This is a genomic window from Nocardia sp. NPDC050710 (assembly GCF_040654375.1).
In the GTDB taxonomy this organism is placed as follows: Bacteria; Actinomycetota; Actinomycetes; order Mycobacteriales; family Mycobacteriaceae; genus Nocardia.
This window is the reverse complement of record NZ_JBFAHV010000001.1, coordinates 692,541-709,697: the sequence shown is the minus strand read 5'-3', so window position 1 is coordinate 709,697 and position 17,157 is coordinate 692,541. Positions and strand designations below refer to the sequence as shown.

General features: G+C 66.1%; 15 protein-coding genes. 8 read left to right on the top strand and 7 right to left on the bottom strand.

Annotated features, from left to right (window positions below; genetic code table 11):
- Nucleotides 1-183: 183 nt before the first annotated feature.
- The 4 genes from AB0H61_RS03250 to AB0H61_RS03235 form a co-directional block, all read right to left on the bottom strand.
- Nucleotides 184-318, bottom strand: a complete 135-nt coding sequence (locus AB0H61_RS03250; RefSeq protein WP_357298580.1) for a hypothetical protein — start codon at nt 316-318, stop codon at nt 184-186.
- A gap of 332 nt (nt 319-650) precedes the next feature.
- Nucleotides 651-875 carry a hypothetical protein gene (locus AB0H61_RS03245; RefSeq protein ID WP_357298578.1) on the bottom strand — a complete coding sequence of 75 codons (225 nt, stop codon included), beginning with the start codon at nt 873-875 and terminating at the stop codon, nt 651-653.
- A gap of 144 nt (nt 876-1,019) precedes the next feature.
- The gene (locus AB0H61_RS03240; RefSeq protein ID WP_357298576.1) at nt 1,020-1,385 is read right to left on the bottom strand and encodes a cupin domain-containing protein; all 366 of its coding nucleotides are present in this window, start codon (nt 1,383-1,385) and stop codon (nt 1,020-1,022) included.
- 157 nt (nt 1,386-1,542) lie between these two features.
- Nucleotides 1,543-2,253 (bottom strand): hypothetical protein, encoded by a 711-nt coding sequence (locus AB0H61_RS03235; protein ID WP_357298573.1) that lies wholly within the window; start codon nt 2,251-2,253, stop codon nt 1,543-1,545.
- Between the two features lie 894 nt (nt 2,254-3,147).
- Here AB0H61_RS03235 and AB0H61_RS03230 point away from each other — a divergent pair.
- The gene (locus tag AB0H61_RS03230) at nt 3,148-4,320 is read left to right on the top strand and encodes a phage tail sheath C-terminal domain-containing protein (RefSeq protein ID WP_357298570.1); all 1,173 of its coding nucleotides are present in this window, start codon (nt 3,148-3,150) and stop codon (nt 4,318-4,320) included.
- Between the two features lie 282 nt (nt 4,321-4,602).
- Complete coding sequence (locus AB0H61_RS03225; protein WP_357298568.1) at nt 4,603-5,541, top strand: Gfo/Idh/MocA family oxidoreductase; 939 nt, start codon at nt 4,603-4,605, stop codon at nt 5,539-5,541.
- 163 nt (nt 5,542-5,704) lie between these two features.
- Here the strand turns inward: AB0H61_RS03225 and AB0H61_RS03220 are convergent, their stop codons facing one another.
- Together AB0H61_RS03220 and AB0H61_RS03215 are read right to left on the bottom strand one after the other, a co-directional pair.
- Nucleotides 5,705-6,088, bottom strand: coding sequence for a hypothetical protein (locus AB0H61_RS03220; RefSeq protein WP_357298566.1), 384 nt, complete (start codon nt 6,086-6,088; stop codon nt 5,705-5,707).
- Nucleotides 6,089-6,449: 361 nt separating this feature from the next.
- Nucleotides 6,450-8,039: an ADP-ribosyltransferase domain-containing protein gene (locus AB0H61_RS03215; protein WP_357298563.1), complete on the bottom strand. Its 1,590-nt coding sequence runs from the start codon at nt 8,037-8,039 to the stop codon at nt 6,450-6,452.
- On the opposite strand from AB0H61_RS03215, the gene AB0H61_RS03210 reads away from it, so the two are divergent.
- The 5 genes from AB0H61_RS03210 to AB0H61_RS03190 all read left to right on the top strand — a co-directional run bounded on the left by AB0H61_RS03210 (nt 8,032) and on the right by AB0H61_RS03190 (nt 13,111).
- Nucleotides 8,032-8,832 (top strand): macro domain-containing protein, encoded by an 801-nt coding sequence (locus tag AB0H61_RS03210; protein ID WP_357298560.1) that lies wholly within the window; start codon nt 8,032-8,034, stop codon nt 8,830-8,832. The two genes, AB0H61_RS03215 and AB0H61_RS03210, sit on opposite strands and share 8 nt — an antisense overlap.
- Before the next feature lie 85 nt (nt 8,833-8,917).
- Nucleotides 8,918-10,621 carry a bifunctional 3'-5' exonuclease/DNA polymerase gene (locus AB0H61_RS03205; RefSeq protein WP_357298557.1) on the top strand — a complete coding sequence of 568 codons (1,704 nt, stop codon included), beginning with the start codon at nt 8,918-8,920 and terminating at the stop codon, nt 10,619-10,621.
- Nucleotides 10,622-10,679: 58 nt separating this feature from the next.
- Nucleotides 10,680-11,126 carry a hypothetical protein gene (locus tag AB0H61_RS03200; protein ID WP_357298554.1) on the top strand — a complete coding sequence of 149 codons (447 nt, stop codon included), beginning with the start codon at nt 10,680-10,682 and terminating at the stop codon, nt 11,124-11,126.
- Nucleotides 11,127-11,264: 138 nt separating this feature from the next.
- Nucleotides 11,265-12,065: an SGNH/GDSL hydrolase family protein gene (locus tag AB0H61_RS03195; protein WP_357298552.1), complete on the top strand. Its 801-nt coding sequence runs from the start codon at nt 11,265-11,267 to the stop codon at nt 12,063-12,065.
- Nucleotides 12,066-12,196: 131 nt separating this feature from the next.
- A complete protein-coding gene (locus AB0H61_RS03190; RefSeq protein ID WP_357298549.1) occupies nt 12,197-13,111 on the top strand; it encodes a hypothetical protein in 915 nt (304 codons plus the stop codon).
- A 118-nt stretch (nt 13,112-13,229) separates the two neighbouring features.
- Here the strand turns inward: AB0H61_RS03190 and AB0H61_RS03185 are convergent, their stop codons facing one another.
- Nucleotides 13,230-13,448 (bottom strand): hypothetical protein, encoded by a 219-nt coding sequence (locus AB0H61_RS03185; protein ID WP_357298546.1) that lies wholly within the window; start codon nt 13,446-13,448, stop codon nt 13,230-13,232.
- A 460-nt stretch (nt 13,449-13,908) separates the two neighbouring features.
- Between AB0H61_RS03185 and AB0H61_RS03180 the strand changes: the two genes are divergently transcribed.
- Nucleotides 13,909-17,079, top strand: a complete 3,171-nt coding sequence (locus AB0H61_RS03180; RefSeq protein ID WP_357298543.1) for a hypothetical protein — start codon at nt 13,909-13,911, stop codon at nt 17,077-17,079.
- Nucleotides 17,080-17,157 lie beyond the last annotated feature (78 nt).

Below are 17,157 nucleotides of genomic sequence, written 5' to 3'. Positions count from 1 at the left end.
CCGCAGCCGGAACCCTGCACCCGCAACTACGACGCACAAATTCACCCGCGACCGGTGACGGCATCCACCAGTGTGGGAATCGCGCCAGCCGATGGCGTAGCTGACCGGGGAGCGACCATCGCGTTGGGGGTCGGGTTGGCGGGGAATGCCATTGCTGAGCAAGCAGGTGCCATCGTCCTTGGCTCATATCAGCGACGGCACGGCGAGGGCGTCGACCGGCTCGATGTACGGGGAGCGGGAATGCTCAGTCGCGGCCATCGCGTGCTCGGCGATCGGCAGCACTTCGACCAGCGGGAGCCACGAATCGATCGAGGACATCGCGAGTTTCCTCTCGTCGCGGGAGATCCGCTACCGGGAATCCGCGGTGGTGTGCAGCGCGGGTGCGCGCCAATGGCGGGTTCAGGTACCGGGTTTGCTGGTGTAGAAGCTAATTTCGCATTCGGGGTGTTAGCCGACATCGAAAAGAACGACGTAGCAGGCAATTTCGTATCGGCGGTGTGCCGATGAGTTCGGACCGCGCCACCGGTTCTTCTGCGACGGCGCCTCGCCGACGCTGTTGGCGGCCGATGTCATGAGCCTCGAAGGCAGGCGAGGTATTGGGCGCAATCGGAACTCCGCCGTGACCGGCCCTGAGCGGGCAACGTGAAACCTCAGCGGCGGTGGGCGATCACGCGTGTGCGGTGGTGCGGCACTCGCGGGGTATGTGTGGCGGCGCAGGTGAGACCGTCATCGATGGGCGGGGCGGCTTCGGTGTCGGTGAAATCGTCGACACCGAAATGCGTTGCTACGGCGTCGAACCGGACGCGGTAGGCGCGGTCACGGTTGAGTTGTCCCGCGCCGACGAGCCGCCCCAGACTGTTGGCAGCCAGCAGCACCGCGCGCTGGCGGGTACCGGTGCGCGCGGCGCACGGATCCGGTCGGCCTGGTTTCGCAGCGCCGCCTCGACATAGGCGTGATGTTCGCCATGGGAGTGTCTGCGGACGATCAGGGTATCCATGTCAGGCGCGATCCAGCACCGGCTACCGATAGGGACTTTCCGACGGGTCGACGTCACGAACGTGACGCTCGTTCTCGGGTGCAAAAGGGGGAACGAGCGTGAGCAATAGCTCCATCGTGCCGAAGTAGTGAATCCGCGTGCCGGGGGGCGCGACGACCAGGTCGCCTTCCTCTACCTGGATGTGCTTGTCATCAAGGACGAAAGTTCCAGTACCGGAGGACAAGTAGTACATGTATGTGCTGACTGTGTCGTAGAACTCCTCGAAATGCCCAGCCGCTACGCCCACCTGCGCGACACTCGCGACCGACGTCGATGTGTTGTACACACTCAGCTCGACACCGTGTTTGGCGATCTCGACAGCATCATCCGGAGTGCACTTCTCTGCCACACAAAGCCTTTCCGCTCACCGAGATCCGGCTGACCGAACCCGACGCGGCAAGTCAATCAGTCCAGCGAACACAGTCGCAACTCGGATCCAGCCCGACCACTCGGACTGTTGTCACCGGCGCCCGCGGAGTCTTCTCGTGAGGCTCGAGTGCCGGTACCTACCTGCACGTTCGAGCCACGAGATTCACTGTGTTCACCACCGAACACCGCGACCCCCGAGGGTCTGACCGTCGCCGTCCAACAGCTTCGCCGACAAGGAGTCCGGCGTGCTGACGGCGGATTGCGGGGCGGATGTGGTCGGGGAGCACGACGTCTCCGTCGGAACCCGCTTTCGGGCGGTCGATCACGATCTCGCCGTTGCGGTAGGTCACGGCATACGCCACGGTCAGCACTGAGCAGTCCGCGTTCAGGTTGCGGCGGCGCAGTTCGAATGTCTCGGAGGGGCGTAGTCCGCACCAGGCGGCCAGCAGGACGGACGCAGACAGCTTCTGGGGCATCGCCGCGGCAAGCGCGTCGATTTCGGCCGGCAGCAGCACCGTGGCGTCGTGTGCAGGCTGGACTGTCGTGGCGCCCTTGATCCGGCATGGGTTCTTGTCGATCAGCCCGTCGTCGACGGCGACGTTGAGCACCATGCGGAGGACTTCGTAGGCTCGCGCCCGCGTAGTGGGAACCTCGCTGCCCCTCGCATCGCTCTTGGACTTTCTACCTCTGGTGCGTATACGGGAGACGTTGCTGTACCAGTTGCGGACCATCTCCAGGGTGATCTCGGAGACAGGAGTCTCCTCGAACGTGGGGTTGATGTGATCTCGGAGCAGGTAGTTGTACGAGTCGACCGTGCGGCGTGAGAGCGGTTTGCCCTGGTGGGACACTCGCGTCGCGTGGCAAGCGGCGTACCTCGGTCCCGATCTGCAGCTCCACAAAGCGCCCAACACGTTCGACATGAAGGGGCGCGCGGAGGGTTGGATTTCGGAGGAGCGCAAGCTCATCGCTCTCAACATATGGGCTCCACCTGCCGAGCGCGCCGCCGCGGCTGTCGCCGAGGACCAAGCCGTTGTCCTGTTCGGCCAGTACGCTAAGAAAGTCGTCCGCAGCGGGGGAGAAGATGAGCGGCGACCGTTCCCGGTAGGCATACCGGCTCGCCCGCATCCTCGCCGAACGAACCAGCGTGCGCGTCGAGTGCAACTGGCTTGGCCAGCACAAGGATTCGTGGGGTGGCTGGCATCTCGAACGGTGCGATGGTCCATCCGAGGCGGAGATGCGCCGTCGAGTGGCTGCACTCGCCGCGCGGCTGTCCGCGATCGCCCGACACCGACCGCCGGTACTCGCGGCACTGCACCGACGAGGCGCGCGCGATAGCGCTGCTGCTGTGGTTCGACGCCGACCCGCACGAAATCCCGTTCGTTTCAACGTGGACCGCCGACAATGCTCTTCGCGAGGCCGACTACCCCGACCCCCTGAGGAGGTCTAATGGGCCCGGGCCGGTGGGCTCATGCGCCTCGGCGGCGGCATCCGATTTCCTTGCGTTTGCGTACGTAGTAATCCTTTGCCAGCACATCCGTATTGCATCGGCGATACCGTGCTTGTTGGCGGTGGTCGCCCCGTCATCGGGATCGAAGACGCGGACCGCGAGACGTACCCGACAGTACGAACTCGCAGTCGAGTAATTTCGTCGTTCTTCCGTACGGCAGTTACCTGGACTGGGTTGGTGAGCTCGGCTCGGAGCACGGCGGGCTTGCTACCCCCTGCAACGGATGGGAGCCAGTGTGGCTATCAACATATCGAGTCAGGCGCCGGGTGTGTATGTCAATGAGGTCGCGGCCGGGGTGCAGTTGATCCAGGGGGTGGGAACCTCCACTCCGGCGTTCATCGCGCCGATCGAAGGGCAGGGCGGGCTGCGCCTGATCCGCAGCTGGCACGAGTTCGAGCATGCCTTCATTCCGGCCGAGGGGGACGGCGAGGAAAGTGCCTCGATGACCTCTCGGGCGCTGCCTTCGTCGTTCCTGCCCGAGGTGGTGCTCGGCTACTTCGCCAACGGCGGTGGCCCTTGCTATGTGGTCGGCGTCGATGCGAGCGCCGACGACGCGGTGGCCGCGTACCAGGCCGTATTGGACGAGCTCGCGTGTGTTTCCGATGTCGAGATCGTCGTCGCCCCGGACATGTGGGCCAGTGACCACGGCACGGCCATTGCCAAACTCCTCGCCGGGCACTGCGCCCAGATGGGTGATCGCATGGCGCTGCTACACACCCCACAAGGCCTTGATGCGCAGCAGGCGGAAGCGCTGCCCGCGCAGTTCGACCTGACCGACGACGAGAAGAAGTTCGCCACCGTGTACTTCCCGTGGGTGCGAGTGCCCGGAAGCGACGGCGGCGAATCCCGCAATGTGCCTCCGCCTGGGCACGTCGCCGGGGTGTGGTGCCGCGTGGACGGGATGCGGGGTGTGCACAAATCCCCGGCCAACGAGGCGGTCCAACAGGTGCTGGGATCCGAGCGTGACATATCCGACGACGAGCAGGCCCCCCTCAACGAAGTCGGCGTCAACTGCCTGCGCGTCTTTCCCCGGCGAGGCACGCTGGTGTGGGGGGCACGCACGCTGTCGCAAGAGACCGATTGGCGCTACCTCAACGTGCGACGCGCTGTGAATTACCTGCAAGAGTCCATCGAACTCGGCACCAGCTGGGCGATTTTCGAGCCGAACAACGACAAGACCTGGGAGATCATCCGCGGCAGCGTCGCCAATTTTCTGACCGACCAATGGCGGCGGGGCGCGCTGTTAGGGCACACGCCCGATCAGGCGTTCTGGGTGGTATGCGACAAATCCAACAACCCGCCCGACAGCGTCGCAGCGGGCGAGCTCGTCATCGACGTCGGCGTTGCCCCACTTCGGCCTTCCGAGTTCATCAACTTCCGAGTCACGCAGGTGTTCGGCAACATCTGAGATAGCTGAAGCGGGCCGCGAGGCAGGCTGGTTGGGCCCACACGTCCTACGGCGGCAACCAGTCTGTCACCGCCACGCGGCCCATCAGCAGAACATAAGCTTCCGCGACATCCGCTCTTGCCACATAGCGCGCGGTCTCGGTGACACATGTCCTGATCGCGTGACAGAAGGCGAAGACGATTTCAGCGAGTCGATGCGCAGATCGCCGACGGTCGCGATCAGGCTCCCTGATACTCGACGTCGGCGGCTTTTGCCGGTCAGTGCAGAGTGAAAGGGTTCATCGTGAAAGTCGCACTACTCGGAACGAGCATCGCCCAAGCACACGCCGCCGGGTTCAAGGCCCACCCGGACGTCGAGGTGATCATCTACGGGCATACGCCGGCGAAGGCCGAGCAGATGGGTGCGCGCTTCGACTACCCGGTGACCACCGATCTGGATGCGATATCCGCCGACCCCAGCATCGACCTGGTCGATATCTGCCTGCCGACACGGATGCACACCGAGCACATCCTGAATGCCCTGCGGGCGGGCAAACACGTCCTCACCGAATTGCCGCTGGCTCCCGACATGGCCGGTGCACACAGGGTGGTCGAAGCGGCAGCGGCCAGTGACAGACAAGTGTTCGTCGACATGTTCAACCGGTTCGTGCCGTCGAGCCGCATGCTGGTCGAGGCCGTGACCGAGCGCGCGTACGGTCGGCTGCTCCAGTTGACGGTCGAGACGAACACTGCGCTGCTGTGGCCCGGCTTCAGCATCGGATTGAAGCAGATTCCGCTCGAACAGATGCTCGGTGATCTCGACACCATCGTCCGGGCACTGGGTGTGCCCGGCGATATCGAGGTCGCCAAGACGGCCAAGGACTCCGAGGCTGCCGCCGTGGACGCGTTGCTCTGCTATCCGGACGCCCTGGTCCGCTGTTCGACCTCGTCGATGCTGCCGATGAGCTACGGCTGTCGCGGTGGTTATCGCGCGGTGTTCGAAAACGGCACTCTCGCATGCGCTTTCATTATGGGAGCCGACGGCCGGACAGATTCGGAGATCACCCTCTACACCGGCGACGGTGCGCAGCCGCTCGACGTCCCCCACGTCGACCAGTACTCCGCGATGATCGATCACGTCCTGGAATGCCTGAACGGCAAGGCCGCCAATATGATTGGGCCCGACACGGTGCTCGCCAGCCTGGACGTGGCACTACGTGTCGACAGAGCCGTCAATGGCTGAGCGTGCGCCGGAACATGTACCCGGATCCGGTGCGACGGATCGTCATCGAAGGGGCGCGTGAGCACAATCTGTAGAACGTCTCGGGCTTCGATTCGGTCGAACCGTATTGTCGCCAACTCGGTGCTGGGCCCAGGGGCTGAGCGGCTGGACAACGAGACGACCGTCAGGGTGCGTCCAGCACACTCGCGGGGACGCCGTAGGGCAGGAATCGTACGCGGCGGCGTTCATCGGTGTTGTCGCGATGCGCGCGCAAGGCCTCGAGTTCGCTCGGGAAGATCTGGTCGACCCTGGCTCCGCCGGTGTCGTCGATGTTGTAGATCACCCACACCCCGCTGCCGGTCTCGCCGGTGGTCGCGTCCTCCGGTTTCGGCGGCCGCGTGCGTTCCGGCTGCACGAACTGACCGAGCAGCGACGCCAGCGAATTCACGCTCGTGCGATCGACGTACTCGCCGGCTTTGGCGAGCAGGTCGCGCAATTCGATCCCCGCCTCCCGCAGCGCGCGTTCGAAATCTTCCGGGTCGATCCCGAAGGGGCCGTTGGTTGCCATCGCCTGTGCTCCTGTGCCTGGAGACGGATTCGACGCTACGTCCTCAGTGTCCTCGCGTAACCCCGACTTTGCCAGGTCGGCTCGTAGACCACCGGTGATCAAGACCGGATCACCCGAGGTAACGACCATGATCCCGCCCCGCCGGCATGCTGTCACCAGGTCGTCGGCCAGCCGCACCGGCACGGGCGGTCCATCACGGATTCGAGATGGACCGACCACTGCGCTCACCGTGCGTATGCGGCGTCCGCTGCTCTGGTGTGATCGCGAGCCAGGGTCGAGCCCAGGCGGCTACAGCCAGCGGCAGCTCGCACCGTGACCGTCGTCGTGAGACCGGTCCGCGCGGCTTCGTTGGTGCGTATGCTCAGGACACGAGGGGTTGCTCGGCCGATTCGGTCAATTTCACGATGCACAACCCGCCGCGCTCGGCCTTGACGTCGGTTACCTCGAGCTGAGTGCCCGGCAAGAGAATGAATTCCTCTTCGCCGGTGAACGCGGAGAAGTTCCGGATGCTCACCGCCCGGGCGGGGTGCACCTCGAAAAGCGTTCGCTTACCACGACTTCCGAGGAATGACCGCGCCACACTCGGCTCGGACGTGCAGGAGGACACCCCCCACCAGGTCACGGTCCGGCCTTTCGGGTACTGCCGGCGCAGGTCCAGCGATACCCCGCGCCACAACGGCTCGTTGCGGGCGGGGAGCCCCGACACCGCCGCGAACAGCAGCCGCAGGTACGGGAGGTACGGGGCGAGTCTCGCCCGGTCCGTCGCACGGAGGACGGCGTTGATCTCCCGATAGAACGCCGACTCGCAGGTGTAAAGGTGAAGTGCGGCAATCGCGTCGGCGGACAGATTCCCGGTAGCGTGGTCCGCCCGTCGCTTGCCGAACTCGTGCGACTGCGTGGCGTACCGATCGAGACCCGACAGCAGTTCGGCGACCGGGGCGATGGCGTCGTGGAAATCCATGAGCGGGGTGTCGAAGACGCCGGTGATCGCGGGGAGGACGAGACCCTCGTCCTTGACGCTCGCGAGCCGTTCGAGATAGAGCTGGTGCAACTCCATGGTGGACGCGATGAACGCGCCCATCCGTTCGGCGATGTCGTGGTCGGTCCCGTCGGCTTCGGCCGCGGGCTTGTTCCACCCGGTGCTCGGCAACCAGTCGATCTCATCGATGCCGAGCGCGGCCAGGGCCGCGTTCACTGTTCCGAAATGGTCACCGTTGCAGAAGATATCGCCCTGTGCGGCGGGATTGGCGTGATCCACGTGCCTCACGTCTACCCCTGGGTACTTCTTTTGGAGTTGCAGGACAACATTCTTCAAACCGCGAGCGTGGGCTCCCCACCACGCGAAGACAACACCACGGTCGGCCTCGTCGGCATTCTGCTTGGCCCGCAGGATCTCCTCGATGATCCGCTCGGCAACGGGACGCCAGAACGCGGTGTGCTGGTCGGTTCCCAGCGCCCCGTCGCTACTGGCCGTGAGCGCGGCGTTCAGCAGCAGCACACCCTGGGTGAGCATCGCTTGGAACCATTCCGGCGGCTGGACGGCATCCTGCTCGCGTAGGAGTGCACGAATATCGGCGATCGGGGTCTTCTTGGGGATGCCGTACTTCCACATCGCCGCCGCTTTGATGATGCAGCGGATGCTGATGACCCGTCCGAACTGACTGTCCTTCCAGTCGTGGAAGGTGTTGTCGAACATGGCGATACCGGTGGCGCTCTCCGGCCGCGGATACGGATTCTGGCCGAAGACGACGACCTTCCACTTGTGCGGTGGATTGGGCTTGAGCGCCTGGAAGGTCAGTTCCCGGACGGGGACGATCTGCGGGCCACGGCTCGGGCCCATGAACATGGCCGCGTTCGGTTGCGCCTCGATCACAGGTTTCAGCAGTGGCAGCCACGGCTCGCCTCCGCCTTCGAACAAATCAGTAAGGGCCAGCGGATCATTCGTGCTCACGGCCGGCACTATATGGCATGGATACGACACGGAATTCCCTCTGGCAGAGGACATGTCGGTGGGTCGCGGTAGCGTCGCGAACGATTGCACGATCGCATCTCGATTGGAGTCGACCATGACCATGAACCGTGTGCAGACACCGCTGCGAGTGGTGTTGACCGACATCAACCCGCAGGTTGTCGAGGCGTGGCGGGCGGCCTTCGCCGACCACCCCGAAATCGAGATCCGCAGGGGCTCGATCCTCGACGAGCATGTCGATGCCTGGGTCACCCCGACCAACTCTCGGGGTCTGATGGACGGCGGCGTCGACGCGGTCATCAAGCGGCATCTCGGAGCGGGCATCCAACTGCGCGTGCAGCGGGCAATTCGTGATCAGTTCGCGGGACGACTTCCGATCGGCAGCGCGGTCTGCGTTTCGTCCGGGGCGATCAACCCGAAGTTCCTGATCTCCACGCCGACCATGGAAGCATCGGTGGAGAACGTCAGCGAGACCTTGAACGTGGCGTTGGCATGTGCCGCCGGATTCCAGGCGATCCACCGGCAGAACAACGAGAAGCCCGGCAGCATCACATCGGTGGCACTGGTCGGCATGGGCGCCCGAACCGGCAGAGTGCCTGCCCGTGTGTGCGCCAACCTGATGTGGACGGGCTACACGTTGTTCAACGACTACTCGTTCGACGACTACGACGAACTGCGCAGCACGATCATCGCCCAACTCGACGACATCGAGAATGCGCCCAACAACCAGCCGGTACGCATCACGCGGCCCGAACGGTCCGCGACCAAACGCTGATCGACCGGACTGCGGTCGAGCTCAGCCTCCTGACTAGGCTGGGCGAACTCCCAGGTGAGCGAACCGTCACCGTTGTGGATGTCCAATGATGTCTGTGCCCGGTGCGAGACTCGGGGACATGAGATGGGCGGTGGCGGAAACAGGCGAGGGAGGTGCGCGTCTGTGTCCACTCGATCAGGACGGTCGGCCGGCGGGGCCGGTAGTGCGTGAGTCCTCGCTCGCCGAGGCGGTGCGCGCACGCCCCGAGGTCGAGCGGTGGGTCTGGCGATCGACCGGCGAGATCTATCGGCACTTGCTGGCGGCGGGTGTGCGGGTCGAGCGGTGCTACGACGTGGAGGCCGCGGAGGCGCTGCTGATCGGCCATGAGGAGGGCCAGTCGGGGCAAGCCCGTTCGTTGGCGGCCGCCTGGGCGCGACTACACAACCGGCCCGTCCCGCCGGACGCGCCCGTGCGGGCCGCCGAGACCCAGCCGTCGCTGTTCGAGTCGGGCCCGGTGCCGCTACCGTCCGGCACGGATGAGTTCACCGCGCTACTGGAGGTCTACGCGGACCAGGTGGCCCGGACGGCGAAGACCGAATATCCGCAGCGAATGCGGCTGCTCCTCGCCGCCGAATCGGCGGGCATGCTGGTGGCCACGGAGATGTCCCGAGCCGGGATCCCCTGGCGCGCGGACGTCCACCGGGAGTTACTCGACCGACTGCTGGGTGAGCGCATCGCGGGTGGGGAACCACGCCGGATGGTGGAGCTGGCCGACGAAGTGTCGCGGGCCTTCGGGGAAGGCGTGCGGGTTCGGCCCGACTTGCCCAACGACATCATCAAAGCCTTTGCCCGCGTTGGTATTTCGCTGTCCTCCACCCGGAAATGGGAACTCCAGGAGATCGATCACCCGGCGATAGCGCCACTGTTGGCCTATAAATCGTTCTACCGCTTGTACACCGCCCATGGCTGGTCCTGGCTCGAGCAGTGGGTCCGCGACGGCCGATTCCGCCCCGAGTACCTGCCCGGCGGCACGGTAACCGGCCGGTGGACCACCAACGGGGGCGGCGCTTTGCAGATCCCCAAGGTGATTCGTCAAGCGATACGGGCGGACCCGGGATGGTGTCTGGTGGTCGCCGACGCCGACCAGATGGAGCCGCGAGTGCTCGCTGCCATCTCCCGCGATCCAGGGCTGATGGAGGTGGCCGGTCGCGGCGAAGATCTGTACGCGGATCTGGCGGCCCGCGCCTTCGGTGGTGATCGCGCACAGGCCAAAATCGCGCTGTTGGGCGCCATTTACGGCCAGACCTCCGGGGATGCCCTCACCCATATGGCCGAACTTCGTCGGCGCTATCCGGCCGCGGTGGCCTATGTCGATGATGCGGCCCGCGCGGGTGAGGAGGGTCGCCTGGTGCGCACGTGGTTGGGTCGCACCTGTCCGCCGCCTTCCGCCGCGTCATCCGACCGAGCGGGCCGCGAGGAGGAGTATTCCGGCGGGTACGGCAGCACCCCCGGGGCGCGCGCTCGTGGCCGCTTCACCCGGAACTTCGTCGTGCAGGGCAGCGCCGCCGACTGGGCGCTGCTGGTACTGGCGGGCCTGCGTCATGCGATGACCCGCACGGGGCTCCGCGCCGAACTGGTCTTCTTCCAGCATGACGAGGTAATCGTGCACTGCCCGGTAGCGGAGGCCGCAACGGTCGCCGAAGCGATCGCCACCGCCGCAGCCGCCGCGGGCCGAATAGTTTTCGGGCCGACACCGGTGCGCTTCCCTTTCACAACGGCGGTGGTGGAGTGCTACGGGGACGCCAAGTGAGGATGCGCGGCGGTTGTACCGGGGTGGGAACCGCGGCAACGCATTCGTGTTCGCACTCATGGACGACGAGGGGAATGTGCTCGGCCACCTCGAGGGGATGGACTATCGGCGGGACAGCCCGTACACCGGCGAGTGCTACCGGCTGGCGACCGACCCGGCGCGTGGGCGCGTCTACCACCTGAACCGGTACGGGCTGTACGTGTGGGATGCCGACGGCACCCTACTGGCGAAGGTCGCGACTGACGCCAAGCCGTTCAGCGTGCTGAAGAACTTCACGCTGCTGGGGTGTACACCGGACGGCGACCTCATCCTCGTGCAGGACAAGCAGCATCTGATGGTGCGCATGCCGGTACCGGAGCACGGGGTGGCGGAAGCGCTCGCGCCCGCGATCGAGGTGGGCTTGGCCGCGTTCGCGAAGCGGCGCACCGCGGTGAAGAAGCAGTGGCCCCAGGTGGCCTGGCACTGGACCTACCGGCCCGAGGCCGGAAGTACGCGGTGGCTGTAAACAGCATCCCACCTGCGCTGCTTAGTGATTGTCAACTTATACGGTTCTGTGCGCTGTAATGCGCACCACTTCGGTCGATAATCAGCTTAGTTGTCGGTAACTTATCGCTTCGACAGATCGAAGAGGGAGGTTCCGGCAGTGACCACGCAGTTCGACCGGTTCGTTGCGCTTGGCGACTCGTTCACCGAGGGTATCGGGGATGATGATCCGGCCCGGCCCAACGGGGTGCGCGGCTGGGCCGACCGGGTGGCGGCGGCACTGGCCACGGGCCACCCGGACCTCGAATACGCCAATCTTGCCGTTCGTGGTCGGCTCGTCCGCGGCGTTGTCGAGGAGCAACTGCCGCGGGCGCTTTCGCTCCAGCCCGACCTCGTCACCATCTCGGCGGGCGGCAACGACATCCTCCGCCCGCAAGTCGACCTGGACGACCTGGTCGCCCGCTACGCCGACATGGTCGCCGCACTACGCGAAACCGGCGCCCGCGTCCTGGTTTTCACCGCCTTCGACGGCACCTGGAACCCCATCTACCGCATGCTGCGCGGCCGCATGGCCATCTACAACGAACTCATCCGCGAATTCGCCGACGACCTCGGCGCGGAAATCGTGGACTTCTGGCGCATGGACGAATTCGGCGACCCGCGCCTGTGGTCGTGGGACCGCCTGCACCTCAGCGCCGCAGGCCACGAACGCATGGCCGCCGAAGTGCTCGCCGTCCTGGGCCGCCCGCACGACCTGCGGCCCAGCCCGCTCCCGCCCGTCGCGCCCCTGTCCGATTCCGAGCGCCGTCGCGAAGACCTCATCTGGGCGAGGGATTTCCTGGCCCCCTGGATCGGCCGTCGCATCAGGGGCACCTCCTCCGGTGATGGCGTCGACCCGAAGTATCCGGCCTACGTCCGTGCGGCCGACCTGGACCACCTCGCAACCGCGATACCGAGGTGACTTCGGAACAGATCGTGGCCGATTTCGGGATCCACCCGATGGCGTTGTCGAAGCGTCGGCAGGTCGATCATCGCTGAGTCCGATCAGCGGCTGGTATTCCTCGCCGGCCGAGGCTCACAGATAATGTCGCCATGTCCCTTCCTCATGCGCACGGAAGGCTCAACTGGCATGATCTGTCGCCCTTGGTGACTCGGTACCGCGATCCGGGTGTCGAACTGCCAGTTGGGGCCTGCGGACTGATCCATCTCGACGACAAGCGAACGGCCATCCGTGTCGACCGGCGGAAGTATCTGGCAGGGAGGGTTTGTCGTCGGAGTGACTGCGAGACGTGCGGCACGGCCCTGTTCCGCAAGAAGCGCGGGTATACCGTGACCCTGCCCGGCGAGCTACCTCGACCGACTCGAGAGATGTCGCGCGCAAGAGCGCGTTTGATCGGATTCAGCGCTGCGTTGTCCAAGCTCGTCGTAGATTCGGCACAGTGCGAATCCGAGGCGGCAAGGCGTCACGCTCCGGGAAAAGACTCGTTCAGCCGCAGATCCAGCTGTCGATGCCGAGAGTTCGCCGCACTCATGGAGGCGGGGCGCACAGATGTGTTGTTATCCTTCGGCGACAACGAGATTCGCAGAGTGCTGGAACACCGGCACGGTGGTCAGGCTGTTGGCAACAATCTCGGATTTCTGCTCTACCACGTCATGCACGTGTACCTACGTACCAACCTGATCGTGGCGTTCGGACTCGAGGGCTCACCCCAGGAATGGGGATCGATGATGCCCGGTAGCTCGTTCCGCAGGCAGATACTACAGGACTGTGACGGGCTGACCTTTCTGCCGGCCGCCCGTCGCTTTCTGGAAAGCGACATCTACATGGCCGACAGCCGTGCTACCTATCAACTCGTCGAGGCATGCTTCAGCTACCTGACGCACTACGAACTGCTTTGCAGGACAGTCGGTCGCGGCACCGACTGGACAGCCCTCATACACCCTGAGCTAGGACTCGGCCCGTGTGAAGCCTCAGTGCCCGCGCGGTTCGACGTGTACCAGCCCTGACTGGAAGGCGATCACCACCAGCTGCGCGCACCCCAATCGGCCACGGCCGCACCCGTCTCGATGCGGACAGGGGTGCCACCTTCCCGCTCCCGGTCGGCGGACAGCAGCTCGCGATCGTTCACAGTTGCCATTCCCATTTGAAATCGCTGTGGCCATTCCAGGTATGGGCGAGGCACCGGCGTATCGATTCGCCAAGGGTTCCATCGCCCTGCGTCCGGGCTATCGCGAGCAGGTGCCGTTTGCTGTCGACCTCACGGAGCGCGCGTGTCGACGCGCTGCTCAACGCGGTCCGCTCGTCCTCCCACAACCGCGCCTGGATGAACTCATCGATGGTCATATCGGATCTGACGCGCCACGCGGACCTACGGTTCCATCGGAGACGGTTTCGCACCCGATGTCGGCGACGCGGTCGGCAGCGTGAGAACCCGCGGTCTCGAGTACTCCACGGAATACGCGTGCGAGCTCGCTCTGGTGCAAACCGCGCCTTGGAACCCGTTGCTCTGCGAGAGCTCTACTGGACGTCATTGCACCGAATCATGCTGTGCAACATGAAGTTACGCCCAATCGCAACCGCAACCGGAAACCGGTGCAGCTGAGTCGAATACGTGGGGTCATGGCGTGCGCAGGTGCGACGTCGATCGATCCCGACGATGCGGTCGCCGGTCACCGGTCGGTTTGCCGGTCGATTCCCTCCCGGTGCATACTGTGCCCATGACGACAAGTGGAAAGGGCGTCCTGCGCCCGGGCCATTGAGCCCCACGCCGGTCCTCGAACCGGCTTCCGTCCTGCTGAATCGCGTGGAATCCCTGCCTTATCCGCAGCGCATGCGTGCGCTGGCGCAGCACGCACGAGTACATGCCGAACATTCCGGCTTCGCCGAATTTCTCACCGATATGGCCGGTCAAGGCCACTATGGCCGTCGCATCGCGCTGCATTCGGCGATGGCGGCGCGCGATCTGCCCTACATCACGCGGGTCCTTGCCGGGCCGGATCCCGAGCTGCGCCGGGCGGCATTGCGTGCCGTTCGCATCCTGCCCGTCCCCGATGAAGCCATCCCACCTGCTCTCGACGAGGCCTCGACCGCATTGCGGCTCGCGGTGTACCGCACCATCGTTCACGCCCGCCGGACCGAACTCGCCGACACGCTGCTGTCCGAGGTCAACGAGCGATGGGGCGCGAAGGAGGCTGCCGTGCTGCTGCCCGCGTGCTCGCCGCCGGTCGTCGCCCGGTGGCTGCCGTCGCTCGCACATGCGGTCACCGCGTGGAAGACGCTGACCCGTCGGCATCCGAAGCTCGTGCTGCGCTGCCTCGACGAGGAATTCGCGACGCGACGGGTCGCCCTGTGGCGGCGGCGGACCGTGGCACTCGGTGAAGCGGCCAGGGCGGAGCCCGCACTGGTCCTCGAGCTGTTGGAGCGGCACGACCTGGGGCGCTGGGCGGACGGCTTGCCGGGAGTCGTACTCGGCCCGCTGTTCCGGGCCGACCTGCATCGCACCGCGCGCCTACTGTCTCCGGGGCGGTCGTCTCGTTTTGCATCGAAGACCCTGGTCAGGCGTTGCGCCGAGTTGTCCGACGAGGAACTGCTGACCTTCATACCGGCCCGCAGACCCGACGTATTCCTGCGAGCCATGCCGATCGAGCGGCGCGGCACTATCTACACCCGGCTGGAACGACGTGGCCTCGAGGCACTGAATGTGCTGCATCTGCTTCCGCGCGAGCTGGCTGCACGTGAAGCCCGGCGGCTGCGCGAGTGGCATTCCTCGGTCTGGCATTCGGCGCGGGCGCACCTGGACGACCCGAAGATCACGCTGCGGATCGCCGCGTTCCTCCCGTTCGCGGAGGCCGAACCCGAACTGCGGGCCGCGGCTTTCACCGGCGATCCACGCCGCCGTGACATCGCGCGCACGCTACTGCTGGGAGCCGCCCAGCGCAGTGGCGACAGAGCCGGGACCGCGGCCGTGCTCGGCGAACTCGTCGACCGAATCCGCAACGAGCGCGACCCATCCCGCGCCGCCCTGCTGGAAGGCATTGCCGAACTGCGCCTCGACCCGCTCTGGGCCGAGGATCTCGACCGGCTCGCCGATGCCGCCATCCATGCCCGCGACACCTCCGAACGCACCCGAGAGGCCGTGCGCAAGCTCGCCGACCGGGCATTGAACACCGAACCGGCGCTCGCCACCTGGGCGTTGACGACCTATGCCCGGCTGATCGACCGATTCGGCGCCGCGGCGCTGACGCGCCCCGAACCGGTCGGCCGCGGCTATCGGCGATCGACCGGTCGGACGTCGAGCCACCGGCCTACCCTCGGCCGGGTGCTGCGCCGCGGCCAGGAATGCGAACTGCTCGCTCTGCTGGAGCGTCCCCGCGATCACGACCTGACGATCGCACTGGCCCGATCCCTCGGCTCGCGGCTGCGCGGGCTGCCGGAGCTGCGGCGGGACCTGCGGCAGGCGGCGTTGGAGGGTCCGGACGAGGTGGCGGAGGCGGCGGCGGAACTGATGCTGCGCCGCGTTCGGGATAAGGACACCCAGGTCGCGGCATTGTTGGACGACGATCCCCGCGCGATCCGCCTCACGCCGGTCTGGCGCAATGTCGCGAGCCGTCGCACCGATCTGCTGCCCGATGAGCCGCAGGAGGTACTGGCCGACCACGAGGTCGAGCCGGGCATGGCCGGACGGTGGACAGCTCGTCAGCGCGACGCCATCGGCGCGACGCTGGAGGCGATCGTCGACGACCGAGAGGCCCAGGTCGAGGACCGCGTCAGGGCGCTGCGTGGCCTCGGCCGGATCCCGTTCCACAATGCCAAGTTGGTCGAGCATGCCCTCGGCGACGAAAACGTCATCGCCGAAGCGGCGATCGAGGCGTGCGGTGGCTATCCGCGGGTCCTGCCTCGGTTGCTGCTGCGGATCCCGGGTCCGGTCGCCCTGGCCACCGCGGCGAAACTGTGTCGGGTCAGCCCGCCGTGGCGGCTGCGCGAGAGCTTGGCGCAGACGCTTTTCGAGGGCCGGGTCGGAGCCAGGAAACTGGCTGCCCGCCAACTGATCACCCAGCGGGTGCCCGGTGCGGCCGAACTGTTGCTGCGCGCCTGGGCCGAGCCGGAACTCCATCCCGATGTGCGCATCGCGGTGGCCGTCGCGCTGCGGCGGCTGCCCGAGGACCCACGCGCCCGCGCGGCGCTCGCCGAAGTGCCGCGCCGGTTCGCGTCGGAGCCGATGATCAGGACGCTCCTGCAGGCGACACCCGAGGACTACGCACCCGATCACCGACCTGCCGTCGCCGATCTGGTGCGCGACCTGCTGGCCGTCGCGGAGGGGCCGGGTATCCAGTTCCGTACCGCGAAAGCGTTCGCGATCTGGGTGCCGTGGTACCGGCGCGGCACCGGTGAGATCATCGAGGCGGCCGTCGATGGCGACGACACCGATCTGACGGTGTTCATCGCCCTGGTCCACAGCGGGCTGATCCGCGAGGAGGCGCTGACGGTCCTGCGTCGCCTGCTCGTCGCGGAGAACCATGCGCGGGCCCGGGATGTCGCCCGGGCTCTCAACTACTCCGCCACCGCCGAGGAGTGGCGACAAGACATTGCACGGGCGGCCGCCGAGCTGCTGCTGGACCATCCGCCGCACCTCGTCCTGGCCACCCGCATGCTGATCAACCGGCTACCTGTCCACGACTTCGATCCCGAGGCGCTGGCTTTCGAGCTGAACGCCCTCGCCGACCGGCTCACTCCGCTGACGGCCACCCGGATCGTCTCGACCGTCACCACTCTCTTCGGTTGGAAGAAACCACCCGAGGCGTTGGTGCCCGCGGTCCGGGCGCTGATCGCGCGTGGCGACCTGACCGGCGGTGTGCTCGCACTGGGCCTCCTCGATAGGAGCACCCCCACACCCGAGCTTCGGGAGGCGCTCGACCAACTGAGGTCTTCGCCGCATCTCGATCTGCGCAGAATGGCCTGGGATACCACTCTTTGATCTTCCCGGCCGACCGGCGCCGAGTGGCCCGCTCGGTAGCGGTGGGCGGAGTGAAGGGCGCCTTTCCCTCATTGTGAC